We start from the raw sequence: 17,147 nt of genomic DNA, 5'->3' as shown, positions 1-17,147 counted from the left end.
ATAATGGCAAAAAATAATACAACCAGCAAAACCATTAAAGAGATAAAAAAGGATTCTAAAACCGACAAGAACACATCAACATTAAACATTGTATGCATAGGTGCTTCTGCTGGAGGCCTAGAGCCTATCAATGCTTTTTTTGATAAAGTACCCGCCAACCCAGAGTTAAGTTTTATTCTGGTGCAGCACCTATCATCAGACTACAAGTCGCTAATGCCAGAGCTACTGGCTAAACACACTTCTGTTAAAATATCTAAGGTAACAGACAAAATGAAGGTGGAACCCAATTGTATATACACAATTCCGCCAGATAAAAATATTATAATAAAAGATGGTGTACTGCACTTAGAAGACAGAGGCAACCCAAAAGCACTTAATCTACCTATAAATATATTTCTAAAGTCATTGGCTGAAGATCAGAAAGAAAGAGCTATAGCGGTAATTCTTTCCGGAACAGGTAGCGATGGCACCTTGGGCATAGAGTCTATCAAAGAAAACGGAGGCATGGTAATAGCACAAGACCCAAGCAGCGCTGCTTTCGATAACATGCCTAAAAGCGCAATAGCCACCGGCTTGGTTGACTACATACTGCACCCTGCACGCATGCCCGAAGCTATCATTAACTATGTAAAACATCCGTATGTCAAAAGACAGGAGTTACAATCATACGACTTAGGCTCGCAGTATGACAATGAAAAAGGCGATGAACTACACCAAATTTTAACGCTACTTCATCAGCGCACCAAACTAGACTTCAGAATGTACAAAAAAGGTACTGTCGTAAGAAGGATAGAGCGCAGAATGAGCATTAGAAACATCTTAAACAAAGACCTTTACCTAAAACACTTAAAGGCTTACCCTGAAGAAATAGAATTATTAGGCAATGACATTTTAATTGGCGTAACAGGTTTTTTCAGAGACAATCAGGCATTTGAAGAGTTAGACAAAAATGTGCTTTATGAATTAGTGAAAAATGTTCACAAAGATAAAGATATCAGGGTCTGGATAGCTGGCTGCTCCACAGGGCAAGAGGTATATTCTGTGGCCATGCTATTGAAAGAACAGTTTCATAAACAACGTAAAAGTGCAGGAATAAAAATATTTGCCACTGACATTGACCAAAGGGCAATTGACAAAGCTAGCAAGGGCATTTACCCAGAAACCATCAAAGACGAGGTTCCTCCACAACTGCTAAGCAAGTATTTCAACAAAATAAACGATGCTTATCAAGTAAAAAAGGACTTACGCCAAATGGTAATATTCGCCAAGCACGACATTTCTAAAGACCCTCCATTTAACAATATTGACTTAGCATGCTGTAGAAATCTACTTATCTACATAGAATCAGAATTACAAGAGAAAATACTATCATACATACACTTCTCGCTAAACGAGAACAGTTATTTATTCTTGGGCAGTAGCGAAACTCCGGGTATGCTTACTAATGCATTTGAAGAGGTAAGCAAAAAGTACAAAATCTACAAAAATAGAATGACAACACGTATTGTAGATGTACATCGACTAAGTCCTTTTGAACAAAACAGCAGGCCTACTACTGAGCCATTGCAACCCAAATCAATTACTAAAACAGTAAATGATTCTAAGATACTCTCTAACTTCAAAGATGCCTTGTTAGATGACTTAGTTCCACCTACTGTACTGGTTAATGAAAACTTAGATGTAGTACACGTTTCTGGAGAAATTGACAAGTTCATCAAACTACCCAAAAAGCAACTAACGCTTAATATTTTGAAAATGATTGATGAGCAGCTCTATGTAGCTGTAAGCAATGCTATTTCGAAGGTTAAAAACCAGAAGAAAAAATATGTTTCTCCTATAATTGAATTCATTGATCAAGAAAAAAGCTTTTTAAAAATAATAGCAAAGCCATACCTTGAACCCAGCACTAAAAATAACTATGTAATCATTAGCCTGCCAGAGGTTTCAACCAACGTCTTCCCTGCTGCCATGGAAGATGATGAATTTGCCTCTGACCTCAGCAAAGAAAAAGATTTGCATATTAGAAGACTAGAAGAAGATTTAAAGGAAACTAAAGAATATCTTCAGTGCACAATTGAACAGTTAGAAACTTCAAACGAAGAGCTTCAAGCCACTAATGAAGAACTTATGGCGGCCAATGAAGAGCTTCAAAGCAGTAATGAAGAGCTTCAAAGCGTTAATGAAGAACTTTACACGGTAAACAATGAGTTTGAAAATAAGCTCATTGAAATGACAGAACTAAATGATGACCTCAAAAACTTCTTACAAAGTACTCACATTGCCACCCTTTTTCTTGACAATGATCTTAATATCAAACGGTTTACCAATGCCATCTCTAACCTTGTAAAAATCAACAATAACGACATAGGTCGTCATGTTGGTGATTTTAGCAGTGCTTTTAAAGATTTTAATCTTATACCAGTAGCGGAAAAATTACTTTCTGACTTTAGCCCTATAGAAAAAGAAGTAGTAACAACAAAAGGTGAAGTTTACCTAATGCGAGCATTGCCTTACATTACCTCTAAAAAGGAGGTAAAAGGTGTTGTGTTTGTTTTTATTGATGTTAATGAACTTAAAAAAATAGAACAACAGCTTAAAATAAAAGCTGAGGAGCTAGAAAGAAGTAACATAGAATTAGAACAATTTGCCTTTCTTGCTTCACATGATTTAAAAGCACCAATCACAAATCTTGATTCATTAATTCGAATTATCGAAAAAGAAAGTTATATTAAAGAAGATGGCGATAAGGTTTTCGAAAGATTAAAAAATGTTGTTTTCCGAATGAAAAAAACTATTGTAACCTTAAATGAAGTCATTGCGGTAAAGAAAAGCCTAAACATAAAATGTGAAATACTGAATATAGGCGAAGCCATTGAAGAGGTTATGCAGGGAATAGATGAGAAGATAAGTACTACCAACACAAAAATTAACCTAGACACTACAGACTGTGATGTAGTTAACTTCCCGCCTGTTCATTTTCAAAACATACTGCAAAACTTAATAACCAATGCTATTAAGTATAGAAAAAATGACGCAGACCCAACTATTAACATCAGGTGCTACAAAGAAAGTGATTTCACCTGCATAGAAGTACAGGATAATGGTAGAGGGATAGACCTAGATAGCTATGGAAACAAGTTATTTGGGCTGTTTCAGAGGTTTCATCTCGATGTTAACGGCAAAGGAATAGGCTTACACATTACCAGATCTATAGTGGAAAAATATGGAGGGAAAATAGAAGTGAGCAGCAAAGAAGGTGAAGGATCAATATTCACCATTTACTTGCCCAACTAAGCAAATCAATTGCGTTTTCTCATATTTGACCTAAATAGGTAGTGGTAAAATCTATAAATAAATTAAAAATACGTAGATATATGTATAATATGGAACGAAAAATATCACGTCCTTTATTATATCTATACAACTAAACCTATCAGATATGAGAACGACTTCTAATGTATTAATTATAGATGATGATGAAATAAGCAATTACGTTGCTGAGCAAGCCATAAAGTCAATCATTTCTGACATAGAAATAATTACTGTTCTTAATGGTATGGAGGCTATAAACTACTTTAAAAGTCACCCGGAAGATTTGCCTAAATATGTGCTTTTAGACATCAACATGCCACTAATGAATGGTTTTGAATTTCTTAGCTGGTATGAAAGTAGCATTTACAAAGGTGCTTCGAAGATCATGATGTTTACTACATCTATCCGCAAAAAGGAAAGAGATAGGGCTACTGAGTTTGATGATGTAATAGCTTATATTGAAAAGCCTCTTTCTGACAATATTATAACACATTACTTTAGAGCTCAATAAAAAAAGAGAGGCGTTAATTGAAATTAACGCCTCTCTTTGTATTATCTTCTATTGTTTTTTGCCGCTGGCCCAAATTGCCTTTCTTTGCGATTTTTAACAACCACTTTCTCTAGCTTATCTGGCTTCACCCCTACCAAATGTTTCCTACTTGGTCCTACCTCTTTTTCGCCAGATGCAAAATAGATTACCGATTCTGTATTTTTTGCATCCCAAGGTTTTTTATTCTTCGCCTCAGGACCAAAATCATGCTCTTGCGCATATCCTAGCGCACTCATTGTTATCAGAAAAAAAAATATAATCCCAGTCTTCTTCATACTCCTATATATTTAAGAAAAAAATAACGTTTCTCATGCAAATATACGGCATCAACAAACTGCAAACGATTTAAATTCCTAGATTTTTAAATTTAACTACAGAAAAACACTTTTTCGAGAAAAAAGTGTGCGCACGAGAGGAATCGAACCTCCACGGCCGCAATGGCCACCAGGCCCTCAACCTGGCGCGTCTACCAATTCCGCCACGTGCGCATAGTGTGGTAGTGCTTGAAATGGGGCACAAATGTAATCATAAGATTCAAATATACAACCTCACGGCATTACTATTTTTTCCATATAGAATTAACAAAATATTTATTGCTATCATAGAAGTTGTTCACCACCGTAAAATCGGCCTGCGATGCCATGCTTTCGATGTCTAAAGAGTCATATTTCTGTGAAACTTCCATGTGTATTGCTTCCCAAGCTTCAAACTCTATTGACTGATCGAGAATCTCCACTCTTTGCTTTTCTTTACTAATTAAATAACTGGCTGTGGTGCCGCTTAGAGGATCATAAGTAGGAAAATGTTGAAATTTGCTGATATCAAAATTACCATTCAGCTCTTCATTGATTCTGTTCAACAAGTTGAGGTTAAAACTTCTGGTTACTCCATTTTTATCATTATAGGCATTCAGTATCACATTAGGATCTTTCTTTAGGTCAAAGCCAATCATCACCAAATCTCCTTTTCGTAATACTTGATTAAGCTCGGTTAGAAACTGTACTGCTTGTTCTTCAGAAAAATTACCAATATTAGACCCCAAAAAGAGTACTACCTTTCTTGTTTTACTATTATCTAGTTCGCTAAGCGCTTTAAAATAATCATTTTGCAATGGTTTTACCTTTAACTCTGGTAAATCCTTTTTAAGAGCCCCCTCGAGTTCATCTAGCACATGCCCAGAAATGTCTATAGGCATATATTTAAAGTCTGTCTCCTTTTTTAAAAACTCCTTTAACAGCACCTTGGTCTTATATCCATCTCCAGCACCAAACTCAATAAGGTTAAAAGACTCAACCCCTGCATTAAAAATCTTCAACATTTGATCTTTATGCAGATCAAAGATTGAATATTCACTTCGGGTTAAATAATATTCATCGAGATTCATTATTTGCTGAAAAATAGCATCTCCTTTTTCATCATAAAAATACTTTGACGAAAGTGTTTTTGGAGTAGCATTAAGCCCTTCAATTACGTCTTGGGCAAATTGTTTGTTCATGAGGAATGAGTAAAAGTTGAATTAAATATTTTTAGCCAATCTAAAACCTGAAAACAGCCATCTTAAATTGGGGTGAAAGAAATTTCTGTAAGTATTTCTAATATGATTGCCAGGGGAAACGCACGATCCTCCTCGCAACACCATTTGATTAACCATAAACTTGCCATTATACTCGCCTACCGCTCCTTCTGCAGTTTCGTAGTAAGGGTATGGCAAATAAGCGCTGTTGGTCCACTCCCACACATCGCCAAGAAACTGATTATTATCACCTGCAGCCATAGGTTCAAGGCAATCAGTCTCTAAAAAATTACTATTACCCTGACTTCTAGGTTCTTCAAAAATTTTAGCTGCTGTCTCCCATTCAAACTCCGTGGGTAAACGCATCCCTTTCCACTTAGCAAAAGCATCAGCTTCAAAAAAACTAACATGGGCAACAGGTGCATGTAAATCTAGTGGCTTAAGTCCTCCACGCAATGAATACTGACACCACTCATCATCTATTTTGTGCCAATGAAAAGGAGAAACAATCTTATGCTCATTAACCCAAGCCCAGCCTTCTGAAAGCCAATGTTTGAAATTGGTATAACCTCCATCTTCCATAAACTCCAAATACTCTTCATTGGTCACCAACCTATCAGCTATTTCATAACCATGCAAATAGACCTTATGAGCTCCTAGTTCATTATCAAAGCAGAAGCCGTCTGTATTATGACCGATATCGTAAACACCTTCATCCACACTTAAAAAAGAAAGTGGTTTACTTTTTTTCGTCTCTTCTACTTTACCATCGATATAAACAGGAAACAGCGGATTATTACCTAGTATGTATTTAATATCATACATCAATAACTCCTGATGCTGCTGCTCGTGCTGCAGCCCTAACATCATCAGCTCATCTACTGCAGATGGACAATCACCTTTAAGAAAGTCATCCATTGCTTCATCAACATATGAGCGATAAGCCATCACCTCATCCACTGTAGGCCGAGTTAAATTACCTCTATCAGTTCTTATTACCCTCTTCCCTACACTTTCATAATAGCTATTAAAAACAAAGCCATATCCATCATTAAACACTTTGTAATTATCAGCAAACTGCTTTAAAATAAAAGTCTCAAAAAACCAAGTAGTGTGCCCCAAATGCCATTTTGGAGGACTAACATCCACTATTGGCTGCACCACATAATCTTCAGCATGTAAGGGCTTACAAATCTGTTCGGTGGTTTTTCTTACTTTCCAATATTTCTCTGCTAATTCTACTTCTTGCAATAACATCTGAGTGAGGCTTAGTTTATTAATGATGATAAGGTGAAGGCTAACCAACACCCACTACTTTGTTAAACAGATGGTGAAATAAATAGTTACACTTTTGATACGCTTCTTGCACATCCGCCATCATAAAGGAAGAAGAGCCTCATAAGGGAACCAAAACAAACGATTTTTTGGTTGGCTATGGTAGATTTACAAATACCAATAGTATAAAATATGAGCCATTTCTGGTGTGATTAGCGTATATTGGCAAACTTTTTTAAAAGAATATAATTCCAAGGTAGAACAAAATTATGAAACAAGGTATTAGAGGAATTTTAGCCGGAACCATACTAGCCGGCAGTATATTTTCAGGAGCGGCATACGCTCAGGATGCTGTACAAGACAGCACTGAAAACCCACCTAAAGATTGGTTTATTTTAGACCCTGCTGCAGATCACTTTGAAGGATCTAGTGTTGAAAAAGCTTACAACACAATTTTAAAAAACAAAAAATCTACCACAGTTACCGTAGCTGTTATTGATTCTGGAGTAGACATTGACCATGAAGATCTTCAGGGAAAAATATGGGTAAATACTGATGAGATAGAAGGCAATGGCATCGATGATGACAAGAACGGCTACATAGATGACCGTTACGGATGGAATTTCATTGGCGGAAAAGATGGCAACGTAGAGCAAGACACTTATGAGCTAACCAGAATATACGCTGATTTAAAAGCTAAATACGGTGACAAGGAAGAAAAGAAAGTGAAGAAGAAAAACCGTGAAGAGTATAAAAAATGGTTAAAAGTAAAAGAAGACTTTGAAAGCACTTATGAAAAAGCAGAAGAGCAGTATACTTTCTACAGCCAATTACAACAAAACATATCAAGATTTAACACACTTCTTAAAGCATATTTTAATGTAGAAAAAGTGTCTATGGACGATTTAAGAGATCTTGACACTCAAGATTCTACGCTTTTAGTAGCCAGAAACATTGTAGGGATGATTTTGCAAAATGCTGGCGAAGATGCAGATTTCGATGCTATTGGTGAAGAATTAACTGGGGCAGTTGAGCACTTTGAAAATCAGGTTAAATATGCATTAAATACTGATTTCAACCCTCGCACAGTGGTAGGTGATGATTATTCAGACTCTTATGAAAAAGGTTATGGAAACAATGACGTTAAAGGTCATGACCCTAGCCATGGCACGCACGTAGCTGGAATTATAGCTGCCAACAGAGATAACAACCTTGGAATTAAAGGTATAGCAGAAAATGTAAAAATAATGGTAGTAAGAGCTGTACCTGATGGTGATGAAAGAGATAAAGATGTGGCCAATGCCATTATCTATGCTGTAGATAACGGAGCGCAAATCATCAACATGAGCTTTGGAAAATCATACTCTCCGCAAAAAGAAGCTGTTGACAAAGCTGTAAAGTACGCAGAAAGCAAAGGAGTATTATTAATCCACGCTGCCGGCAACAGCTCTAAAGACGTAGACACCGCTGATAACTTCCCTACTAAAATTTATCTTGACAATACTCAGGCTCAAGACTGGATGGAAATAGGTGCTTCTTCTGCAGAAGATAATGAAGAGCTTGTTGGTTCATTTTCTAACTATGGAAAGAAAACCGTTAATGTATTTGCACCTGGTGTTGATATTTATTCCACTACACCAAACAACACGTACGAATCATACAATGGTACAAGTATGGCAGCACCAAACACCTCTGGTGTAGCAGCTTTAATCATGTCTTACTTCCCTAACTTAACGGCCGTTCAGGTAAAAGAAATTATTATGAAGTCTTCAAGAAAATTTGATGACCTAAAAGTATTGAAGCCCGGTTCTGACAGTGAATTGATTGACTTTAAAGAGCTTTCTATTTCCGGAGGAGTGATCAATGCGTATGATGCAATTGAAATGGCAGAATCAATGAAATAGTATATGACGAAAGTCTTAAGAAATATTGTCTTACACTTAAAACCGGACTACCTTTGGTCCGGTTTTATTATTTTATAGCTATGAATATACTCGTACACGCGCATTCCGGCCTTAGGTGGTTAGTTTTAATATTTATATTAGTTTCTATTGCCAATGCAATAGGCAAAACAAGTGGAAATACTCCTTTCACCGAGAAGGACAGAAAACTTGCTTTAGTAGCATTAATTTTCACCCATATACAATTACTCTTGGGCCTTATCTTATACTTTATTAGCCCTAAAGTAATGTTCTCTGGTGCTGCCATGGGAGACTCTGTACTCCGTTTCTATCTTGTAGAACACATCAGCATGATGATTATAGCAGTAGCTTTAATCACCATAGGTTATAGCAAAGCCAAAAGGCTAACCGAAGACAAGAAACGTTTTAAGGCCATTGTTACATTCTTCATCCTAGGTCTTATAGTGATGCTTGCAGGCATTCCTTGGCCATTCAGAAACTTAGGTGCTAGCTGGTTCTAATGAAGACCATTATTGAAGTAATTCATGCAGATATAACTACTCTTGTAGTAGACGCCATTGTAAATGCTGCTAACAATTCATTACTAGGCGGTGGTGGAGTGGATGGCGCTATACATAAGGCGGCAGGGCCTGAATTACTTCAATTTAACAAAAAGCTTAATGGCTGCAATACCGGAGAAGCCAAACTTAGCCCGGGTTTTAATTTACCAGCAAAGCATGTAATCTCTACAGTAGGACCAGTTTGGCAAGGTGGAGACTACAACGAAGATCAATTATTGGCCAATTGCTACATAAACAGCCTATTAATTGCCAAAGACCACCAATTCAAAAGTATTGCTTTTCCTTCTATCAGTACAGGTGTTTATGGTTTTCCATTTGAAAGAGCAGCTCAAATAGCCATTGAATCCATCAATAGCTTTCTAACAAAAACCTCAACTTTAGAAAAGATATTTTTAGTAGCCTTTAGCAATGAGGATTTTAAGCAGCTGAAACAATTACTACCATAATTGATTATATAAAGTATGAAAATACTTTTGATTGCACTATCATTATCGATTTCAGCCTACTGTTCAGCACAAGAAGTGCAACACAATTTCTCTAAAGGACCTGAAAACACCGACTGCCAGAAATTAGACACCGCGCATTTCACAAATAAGCAACAAGCCATTGAAACTATAACTCGCTCTACATTTAGAGTTAAAGAGCGCTTAAAACTTTCTGACTACCGAGTTCCCAATGCGGCATATTACTACTCATGCAATGGTGAAGTGGGCTTCTTAATTGTAAAAGAGAGCAAGGATAGCCTTGTAGTTTATGACACTATCCCGTATGAGCTATGGAGCAGTTTCTCTAATTCTAATGATCCTATTTATTTCTATCAAGAAAAAATTAAAAGCATATTCTCTCCGTTTAAAACAGATTAATTAACGGCTTCTAAAGTATAACCCGCACGTTTTAAAAGCGCTAACACACTTTTATCTCCACCTAAATGCGCACCGCCAACTACTATAAATGTAGGTTGTTCGTGAATATACTTTATAATATCAGGTATCCACTTTTCATTTCTATCATCAAGTAATACATCCATGGAATTTTCATATTGCGGGTCTTCCTGTATCACTTTAAAAAGAGCCTCTGCATCATTCAATTTATAAGTAGAAATCATTTTTCTGAGGTATGCCTTGCTTTGTGCTGTATCCTGAAGCACTTCCGTTGTGATCTTAATTTGTTCCTTTATAGGTATAGCATCAAAAATATTGATTTGTTCTTGTACTGATTCCAAACCGCTAACTTCTATCTTTTTTTCTTTAGCCATATTTACAAAAGTCATTTCATAAGAAGCAGGCTGAGCACAATCAACCATTTTAGCCATTACTAAAGAAGCAACCAAAAACGGTTTCAATGCATTAAATGCTCCCAAGCCCATCCCATAATTAGCCATCAAAAAGTCATTAATAAGTTTTTCCTCATCCTCGTTTAAATGATCTGTCAGCTTAGTGCCATCCGTATTTACAGATGCTTGTTGCATTTTCATCATAAAAGTAGGATCATCCATATCCAATTCCATCAACACATGATTGCATGCATCAAAAGCCTGCTTCACTTCAGGCCTCACTATTAAATCTTCTGAACAAATAATATGAATAGACCCATAGATATAAGAAGGAGCCTGAATCCCCTTTCCTGTTATCTTATATAATAATGATTTAGTTTGAGAAAAAGACTGCCCTACACTTAAGCAGACACTTAGTAAGACAAATATTATTTTCAGCATATCAGATTTTTTTAAAACTATTTTGGCCAATAAAATTAATTAATAAAACAGTATTATAGGTATAGAGTTTGTTTACTATTATAGTTTATATTAAAAATTATATACACCAATTAATTCCTTCACTTTCAACAGCATAACAGATTGCAACCTATTTCGTATTATTAGGGTCTCATAATAAAGTTTTACACATAATCTGCTATGAGAAGCGCTGCATTTATTCTTTTTATATATAGCATACCCTGCTTTATATTTTCCTGCATGTCAGACAGTGATGTTGACAAGCAAATACAGGAAGATACCAACCAAATAGAAAATTATTTAACAGCCAATAACATTAACGCTTACAAAACCCCTAGTGGAGTTTATTATGAAATTTTAGAAGCTAATGAAAAAGGCCGCAGTATCCAGCCCGATGATATAGCTTCTATCTTTTATAACATGACTACTTTAGATGGTAAGACTCTAGCCAAATCATCTGATTCTATCCCCGTGCTCCTTTTACACAATTACCAAAGCATTTTACCACAAGGTATAGAATATGGATTAGAACTAATGAAAGAAGGCGAGAAATACAGGTTATATCTACCCAGTGCACTGGCATATGCTAATTATGAATCTGAACTCTTCCCTGCCAACACTATATTTAAGATAGAAATAGAACTTGATAGCATAAAAACACCTGCAGAAATAAGAAAATCTGAGATTGCACAAATCAAAACATACTTAAAGAATGAAGGCCTAGAAGATGACGAAAACTTAAATAATGGCCTTTATTACCGCGAAATAAAAGCAGGCACAGGCCGCACCCCAAATGCTAATAATGCTGTAGCCATAAAATTCACAAGAAAATATATTAATGGAGAAGTCATTGAACAAACTCCGGCAGACCGACCTGTAACCTTTCAACTAAACACAGGCCAAGCCGTAGAAGGCTTAGAACGAGGCATATATAAAATGAAAAAAGGTGGTAAATCTATACTTATCCTTACCAGTGACATAGGGTTTAAAGAAAGCCTACAGGTATTACCTCCTAGCTTACGCCCTGCATTACTTAGAGACCAAGTTATTTTTGCCAATGTAAACCCGTATTCTCCGCTAATTTATGAGGTAGAATTAGTGGACATCATATAACCATGATAAGCTGCATACAAAAGCTAACCACATTTTAGGCTGAATGTAAGGATTTTACAACTGAGCAAAGTTAAAACCTGACTCATTAGTGACCTCTTCGCTGACTTTTATTCATTTTTCCGGCAACACAGTGGTTTCAAAAGCTCATGCAGCCTCTTGCACAGTCATAAAAACAGAAAAACTAATACCCTGACCAACAACACCTTAAAACCATCAATAGATAAAGAAAAATGAATATTGATACATGTAAGGTAATCAAATATTTTACCTTGCATTGGGAACACTTCAGAAGTAGTTTTAAAGTTTAACCAAAAAACCTAAACTAAACTATCATGAAGAAACTCTTCGTAGCATGGGCGGTGGCCTTATGCATGATTAGCCACAATTCGTGGTCACAAACAGAAAAAAGCACTCCTGAAGCATTTTATGCTACTATTCTTTCAGAGGATGCTAAAACATTATCAAAGTTATTTCCTGACAAAATAACAATTTACTCAAGCGCTGATGGTGAAAGTGCAGTTTATATGCACAAAGAAGCAGCAGAGTACCTACATCACAATGTATTAACACATGGACCTGGATACATTTTCATGCCTACTCTTAAAAAAGCCGAAGCTTCAATCTTAAGAAAAAGCAAGATTAAAAATGCACAGGCAATAGCGCAAGCAGCTGTAACTTACACTATCGATCAAGATGATTTTGTAAATCAAAGCTTGGACCTAGTAGACAATTTTGAAATTGAAAGCACCATACTTGACTTAGTTGATTATGGATCTCGATATCATACTTATAGCTCTGCAGCACAATCAGTACAAGACATTGCCACCAAATGGCAAAGTTATGCCGCAGGTAGAAGTGATGTTTCTGTAAGGCTAGTAGATCATTATTACACTAACATGCCATCGGCTATCATTACCATTCAAGGTACTACCTATCCCGATGAATATGTTATCATTGGTGGGCATATCGATTCTATCAACCCTAGAGGAAATTCAAATGCTCCTGGCGCAGACGATGATGCTTCAGGGATAGCTACTATTACTGAAGCATTGAGAGTTTTAATGGAAATGGACTTTAAACCTCAAAGAACCATTGAAATCATGGCATATGCAGCTGAGGAAGTTGGTCTTGTTGGTTCAGCAGAAATCGCTGAAGATTATAAAGACAGAAATGTAAATGTAATAGCTTATACTCAATTTGACATGACCAACTACAAAGGATCATCAAATGACATTTACTTTGTTAATGATAGTTACACCACACCTCAGCTTACTTCATTTTTAATGGAACTGGTTGACCATTATAATGCCAGCGGCACGCATGCCATTACTTATGGTACCTCTCAGTGTAACTACGGATGTTCTGATCATGCAAGTTGGGAAGGAGAAGGTTACAATGCGGCCTTCCCTATCGAAGCTACTTTTAATGATAGCAACCCATACATACACAGCTCTAGTGACACTTATGACAAGGCACCTGTACCCAATTCTTTGCACGCAGCTAAATTCACTAAATTAGCTTTAGAGTTTCTAATAGAAGTAGCTAAAGGCTCTGACGGAGACGCACCATCTTGTGGTACTCCTACAAATTTAAGTGCATCTAACATCACTACTTCAGCGGCTGGCCTTTCATGGTCAAATGCCTCTCAAGCAGCATCATATACCTACAGATACAAGGTGGCTTCTTCTGGCAACTGGATAAGCGGTACAAGTACTACCAACAGCAGAACAATAACAGGCTTAGCCGAAGACACAAGCTATGACTTTCAAGTAAGATCTAATTGCCAAGATGAAAATTCTAATTATTCATCTACATACACATTTAGAACACTTTCTTCTCAACCAGTAGAATACTGTGACGCTGCAGGCAATAGCACTAATTACGAGTACATACGTTCAATTAGTGTAGGCGCCACTAATAATACCTCTAACAATGATGGAGGTTATGGTGACTACACCTCTACCGTAATATCATTGAACCCTGGCTCTTCTTACGCAGTAAGCCTTACACCTGGTTTTGCTGGTTCTTCATACTCAGAATCTTGGGCTATATGGATAGACTTTAACCAAGATGGAGATTTTACGGATAGCAATGAACAAATATATTCAACAACAAGTAGCTCTGCTGTTAGTGGCACTATAAGTATTCCATCTTCAGTGTCAGTAGCCAGCACGAGAATGAGAATAGCGATGAGATATAATAACAGCCCAAGTAGCTGTGGCACTTTCAATTATGGAGAAGTTGAAGATTACACGGTAGTATTCTCTTCTAATGCTACAAATGCTAAGGTAGCACACCAAGAAAATAAATTGAAAGACGAATTAGTAGTGTTTCCAAACCCTAGCTCAACAGGTAAAATTACATTAACTATAAATGAAAGTCAGTTAACGGAAAATGCCAAAGCCGAAATACTTAGCATAGATGGAAAAACCATAAAAACTATTGCTATTAAGGATGTAAAAACCGAAATTGATATCAATGCCTTACCAAAAGGAACATTTATATTACTACTAGAAGCAGGTCAACAGAAAAAATCACAAACCTTTATTAAAGAATAAGGGATAAAATATTTTACAAAAAGCCGGTGCATATGACTCTTGTTTTTATCACCGGTTTTTTTTTCATTATCAACTATTCAAATAAATTACTATGCACAAAGCAATTAAAAGTAGATTTTTAAGAAATGAAATAACCGGGTGAATTTTAAAATAAGTACCAGCACATCCGCAATCATCAACACCTTTAAAAAAATAGCCGTAACCAAAAATAATGGTCAATACTGTAGTTAGTATTAAAGCAATCATAGCCATTGTTTGCAGTTGCACTCCTAGCAGCAGCGCCACACCTAATAACAGCTCTACCGCTGCAATAAAAAAAGCCGCATTACTAGCCCATCCAAAATCATAATCTTCTATTCGCCTTTTAAACCCGCGAAGGTCCATAACCTTCAACAAACCAAATAAGGTGAACAACACCCCTACGCACCATTGGGAAACAACTAAATAACTCATTTAAAACATTATTAGAACATTACTAAGTTAAAAATTAATGTCATTATTAGAAATGATATTAATAAACAGACAACACTACCTCTCATGAAACAAAAAGCGTAAAATAATGATGCTTAACCGATTACCTTTAATTATAAATCATCATTAACAGTACTCTCACTTTAATTAGATTATCTTATGTTTCAAATAAAAGCTAATACAGAAAAGAACTATTTACTCATTGTTTTAGATGGCGTAGTAAAAGAAGGTGAAATTCCACAAGCTATGGCCATACTACATGAAGAAACAGCCAAACTACAAGCTGGATTTACCATAATCAATGATATATCAAAGTTCAAGGTAATGAAAACTGACGATGCAGAGAGGGTAAAACAGATTCAAGAATGGCTTTATAGCCAAGGAGCTGCACAAACAATACGAGTAGTTGACTCGGTATTTGCACAGGCACAATTCAGAAAAAATCAGGCCAGCGCTAATGCGAAATATATTACTCAGGAAGTAACTACACTAGACGAAGCATACAGCTTACTTCACTGATCTATAATAGGTTACACCTATTCAAACGTAAACCATTGGTTTATAACACTTATCAATAAAATGTAGCCCTTACAATTATTGAAAAAATTATGAACTATAGCCCATAGCACCTGTTTTTTAAGTAGCAACAGACTGTTGCAGGTTTCTTAGAAACCAATAACCACTAAAACAGTAAATGCTATGGAATTAGAGATAAAAGAATCCAAGATAAAATCATTTAACCCTGCTACAGGAGAAATATTGAAGGAATTCAATATTATGCAAGCCAAGGAGGTTGAAGACATTATAAACAAAGCTGACAAAGCTTTTCAAACTTGGAAAACCACCTCTTTTGAGAAGAGGAGTGAAATACTAAATAAAGCTGCTGAGTTAATCATTGAACGAAAGGATGCACTAGCAAAATTAGCCTCTCAGGAGATGGGAAAACTTAAACGCGAAAGCGAGGCTGAACTTGAAATTTGTAGTGCAATATTTAAGTTCTACGCCAAAAATGGAGCAGAATTCCTTGCTGATGAAAAAATAGAAACAGAAAAAGGCAGCGCATTTATCAGTTATGAGCCACTAGGAGTGATATTAAGTGTACAGCCGTGGAATTTCCCCTTCTACCAGGTAGTAAGATCGATGGCGCCAACATTAATGGCCGGAAACACCATGGTATTAAAACATGCTTCTATTGTACCACAATGTGCCATTGAAATGGAAAAATTGATTAAAGATGCAGGAGCTCCAGAATACGTTTATAATAATTTAATTATTCCAGGGTCAGCTACAACCGAACTGGTAAGTCACGATAAAATAAAAGGAGTTACTTTAACGGGCAGTGAGCCTGCCGGATCTAGCATAGCTGCAGCAGCAGGTAAATATATTAAAAAATCAACATTAGAACTCGGAGGCAGCGATCCGTTTATAGTTCTTGATGATGCTGACATTGAAAAAGCGGCTAAGGCAGCTGTAAAAGGCCGCATGTGGAATGCCGGACAAGTTTGTACCTCACCTAAAAGGATTATTGTACACGAAAAAATATTTGAGCAATTCAAAGAGAAGGCCAAAGCAATATTTGATCAATTAAAAGTAGGAGATCCTTTAGACAGCACCACATCATTGGCACCTTTGAGTAGTGAACAAGCACTGAAAGATGTGGTAAAACAAGTGCAAAAGGCAGCAGAACAAGGAGCTAACATTGAAGCTGGAGGAAGAAAAATAGATGGTAAAGGAAACTTTATGGAACCAACGCTTATCACAGGCATAACGCCTGAAATGGATGCTTACCATGAAGAAATATTTGGGCCAGTATTCATGTTATATAGCGTAAAAGATGAATCTGAAGCCATAGAACTCGCCAACGCCACAAAATTTGGCCTTGGAGGAAGCATATTTTCAAACAACGAAGAACGTGCAGTAAAAGTAGCCAGACAAATAAACAGTGGTATGGTGTACATCAACCACCTTACTGGTATATCTCCCGAACTGCCTTTTGGGGGCACTAAAAACTCAGGATACGGACGAGATCAAGGAAAAGAGGGTATTCTTGAATTTGTAAACAAAAAGCTCATCAGACTCTCTTCGCCAGAATATAGTTATTAAATAAACGAAAAAAGCCACTCTCACGAGTGGCTTTTTTT

Annotated in this window: 15 protein-coding genes and 1 tRNA gene; 10 read left to right on the top strand and 6 right to left on the bottom strand. The window is 36.5% G+C overall.

The annotated features are described in order from the left end of the window. The first annotated feature begins 3 nt into the window (after positions 1-3). Together ACXACQ_RS09735 and ACXACQ_RS09730 are read left to right on the top strand one after the other, a co-directional pair. Entirely contained in the window at positions 4-3,294 is a 3,291-nt protein-coding gene (locus ACXACQ_RS09735) for a CheR family methyltransferase (RefSeq protein ID WP_474975748.1), read from the top strand. Positions 3,295-3,439: 145 nt separating this feature from the next. Continuing rightward, positions 3,440-3,823 carry a response regulator gene (locus ACXACQ_RS09730; protein ID WP_474975747.1) on the top strand — a complete coding sequence of 128 codons (384 nt, stop codon included), beginning with the start codon at positions 3,440-3,442 and terminating at the stop codon, positions 3,821-3,823. A gap of 41 nt (positions 3,824-3,864) precedes the next feature. On the opposite strand, the gene ACXACQ_RS09725 is transcribed toward ACXACQ_RS09730, so the two are convergent. The 4 genes from ACXACQ_RS09725 to egtB all read right to left on the bottom strand — a co-directional run bounded on the left by ACXACQ_RS09725 (position 3,865) and on the right by egtB (position 6,632). After that, positions 3,865-4,098, bottom strand: a complete 234-nt coding sequence (locus ACXACQ_RS09725; RefSeq protein ID WP_474975746.1) for a hypothetical protein — start codon at positions 4,096-4,098, stop codon at positions 3,865-3,867. Positions 4,099-4,265: 167 nt separating this feature from the next. Continuing rightward, positions 4,266-4,350, bottom strand: a tRNA-Leu gene (locus ACXACQ_RS09720). 71 nt (positions 4,351-4,421) lie between these two features. Continuing rightward, positions 4,422-5,357 (bottom strand): L-histidine N(alpha)-methyltransferase, encoded by a 936-nt coding sequence (gene egtD / locus ACXACQ_RS09715; protein ID WP_474975745.1) that lies wholly within the window; start codon positions 5,355-5,357, stop codon positions 4,422-4,424. A 21-nt stretch (positions 5,358-5,378) separates the two neighbouring features. Beyond that, the gene (gene egtB / locus ACXACQ_RS09710; RefSeq protein WP_474975744.1) at positions 5,379-6,632 is read right to left on the bottom strand and encodes an ergothioneine biosynthesis protein EgtB; all 1,254 of its coding nucleotides are present in this window, start codon (positions 6,630-6,632) and stop codon (positions 5,379-5,381) included. 287 nt (positions 6,633-6,919) lie between these two features. Here egtB and ACXACQ_RS09705 point away from each other — a divergent pair, with 287 nt between their 5' ends. The 4 genes from ACXACQ_RS09705 to ACXACQ_RS09690 all read left to right on the top strand — a co-directional run bounded on the left by ACXACQ_RS09705 (position 6,920) and on the right by ACXACQ_RS09690 (position 9,995). Continuing rightward, a complete protein-coding gene (locus ACXACQ_RS09705) occupies positions 6,920-8,554 on the top strand; it encodes a S8 family peptidase (protein ID WP_474975743.1) in 1,635 nt (544 codons plus the stop codon). Between the two features lie 80 nt (positions 8,555-8,634). Then, entirely contained in the window at positions 8,635-9,072 is a 438-nt protein-coding gene (locus ACXACQ_RS09700) for a cytochrome B (RefSeq protein ID WP_474975742.1), read from the top strand. Continuing rightward, positions 9,072-9,578 (top strand): O-acetyl-ADP-ribose deacetylase, encoded by a 507-nt coding sequence (locus ACXACQ_RS09695; RefSeq protein ID WP_474975741.1) that lies wholly within the window; start codon positions 9,072-9,074, stop codon positions 9,576-9,578. Before ACXACQ_RS09700 ends, ACXACQ_RS09695 begins: the two co-directional genes overlap by 1 nt. Positions 9,579-9,593: 15 nt before the next feature. Then, a complete protein-coding gene (locus tag ACXACQ_RS09690; protein WP_474975740.1) occupies positions 9,594-9,995 on the top strand; it encodes a hypothetical protein in 402 nt (133 codons plus the stop codon). Here the strand turns inward: ACXACQ_RS09690 and ACXACQ_RS09685 are convergent. Continuing rightward, complete coding sequence (locus ACXACQ_RS09685; RefSeq protein ID WP_474975739.1) at positions 9,992-10,846, bottom strand: TraB/GumN family protein; 855 nt, start codon at positions 10,844-10,846, stop codon at positions 9,992-9,994. The two genes, ACXACQ_RS09690 and ACXACQ_RS09685, sit on opposite strands and share 4 nt — an antisense overlap. 258 nt (positions 10,847-11,104) lie before the next feature. Between ACXACQ_RS09685 and ACXACQ_RS09680 the strand changes: the two genes are divergently transcribed. Together ACXACQ_RS09680 and ACXACQ_RS09675 are read left to right on the top strand one after the other, a co-directional pair. Next, positions 11,105-11,977, top strand: a complete 873-nt coding sequence (locus ACXACQ_RS09680) for an FKBP-type peptidyl-prolyl cis-trans isomerase (RefSeq protein WP_474975738.1) — start codon at positions 11,105-11,107, stop codon at positions 11,975-11,977. Between the two features lie 332 nt (positions 11,978-12,309). Further along, the gene (locus ACXACQ_RS09675) at positions 12,310-14,535 is read left to right on the top strand and encodes a M20/M25/M40 family metallo-hydrolase (RefSeq protein ID WP_474975737.1); all 2,226 of its coding nucleotides are present in this window, start codon (positions 12,310-12,312) and stop codon (positions 14,533-14,535) included. A gap of 69 nt (positions 14,536-14,604) precedes the next feature. Here ACXACQ_RS09675 and ACXACQ_RS09670 read toward each other — a convergent pair whose 3' ends face one another. Beyond that, positions 14,605-14,988, bottom strand: a complete 384-nt coding sequence (locus ACXACQ_RS09670; RefSeq protein ID WP_474975736.1) for a MauE/DoxX family redox-associated membrane protein — start codon at positions 14,986-14,988, stop codon at positions 14,605-14,607. Between the two features lie 177 nt (positions 14,989-15,165). Between ACXACQ_RS09670 and ACXACQ_RS09665 the strand changes: the two genes are divergently transcribed. Further along, on the top strand, positions 15,166-15,525 hold the full coding sequence (locus ACXACQ_RS09665; protein WP_474975735.1) for a hypothetical protein: 360 nt from the start codon (positions 15,166-15,168) through the stop codon (positions 15,523-15,525). Positions 15,526-15,705: 180 nt separating this feature from the next. Then, positions 15,706-17,109, top strand: coding sequence for an NAD-dependent succinate-semialdehyde dehydrogenase (locus ACXACQ_RS09660; protein WP_474975734.1), 1,404 nt, complete (start codon positions 15,706-15,708; stop codon positions 17,107-17,109). The last annotated feature ends 38 nt before the right edge of the window (positions 17,110-17,147 follow it).

The sequence above is a fragment of the Fulvivirga sp. AWR4_260 genome (assembly GCF_056158185.1).
Note: the sequence above shows the minus strand (reverse complement) of the source record. Positions and strands in the feature narration are given on the sequence as shown.

Excerpts from the sequence above, each read along its gene's own strand:
- ACXACQ_RS09735 (WP_474975748.1), top strand. The coding sequence starts at position 4 with ATGGCAAAAAATAATACAACCAGCAAAACCATTAAAGAGATAAAAAAG.
- ACXACQ_RS09730 (WP_474975747.1), top strand. The coding sequence starts at position 3,440 with ATGAGAACGACTTCTAATGTATTAATTATAGATGATGATGAAATAAGC.
- ACXACQ_RS09725 (WP_474975746.1), bottom strand. The coding sequence starts at position 4,098 with ATGAGTGCGCTAGGATATGCGCAAGAGCATGATTTTGGTCCTGAGGCG.
- egtD (WP_474975745.1), bottom strand. The coding sequence starts at position 5,357 with ATGAACAAACAATTTGCCCAAGACGTAATTGAAGGGCTTAATGCTACT.
- egtB (WP_474975744.1), bottom strand. The coding sequence starts at position 6,632 with ATGTTATTGCAAGAAGTAGAATTAGCAGAGAAATATTGGAAAGTAAGA.
- ACXACQ_RS09705 (WP_474975743.1), top strand. The coding sequence starts at position 6,920 with ATGAAACAAGGTATTAGAGGAATTTTAGCCGGAACCATACTAGCCGGC.
- ACXACQ_RS09700 (WP_474975742.1), top strand. The coding sequence starts at position 8,635 with ATGAATATACTCGTACACGCGCATTCCGGCCTTAGGTGGTTAGTTTTA.
- ACXACQ_RS09695 (WP_474975741.1), top strand. The coding sequence starts at position 9,072 with ATGAAGACCATTATTGAAGTAATTCATGCAGATATAACTACTCTTGTA.
- ACXACQ_RS09690 (WP_474975740.1), top strand. The coding sequence starts at position 9,594 with ATGAAAATACTTTTGATTGCACTATCATTATCGATTTCAGCCTACTGT.
- ACXACQ_RS09685 (WP_474975739.1), bottom strand. The coding sequence starts at position 10,846 with ATGCTGAAAATAATATTTGTCTTACTAAGTGTCTGCTTAAGTGTAGGG.
- ACXACQ_RS09680 (WP_474975738.1), top strand. The coding sequence starts at position 11,105 with ATGTCAGACAGTGATGTTGACAAGCAAATACAGGAAGATACCAACCAA.
- ACXACQ_RS09675 (WP_474975737.1), top strand. The coding sequence starts at position 12,310 with ATGAAGAAACTCTTCGTAGCATGGGCGGTGGCCTTATGCATGATTAGC.
- ACXACQ_RS09670 (WP_474975736.1), bottom strand. The coding sequence starts at position 14,988 with ATGAGTTATTTAGTTGTTTCCCAATGGTGCGTAGGGGTGTTGTTCACC.
- ACXACQ_RS09665 (WP_474975735.1), top strand. The coding sequence starts at position 15,166 with ATGTTTCAAATAAAAGCTAATACAGAAAAGAACTATTTACTCATTGTT.
- ACXACQ_RS09660 (WP_474975734.1), top strand. The coding sequence starts at position 15,706 with ATGGAATTAGAGATAAAAGAATCCAAGATAAAATCATTTAACCCTGCT.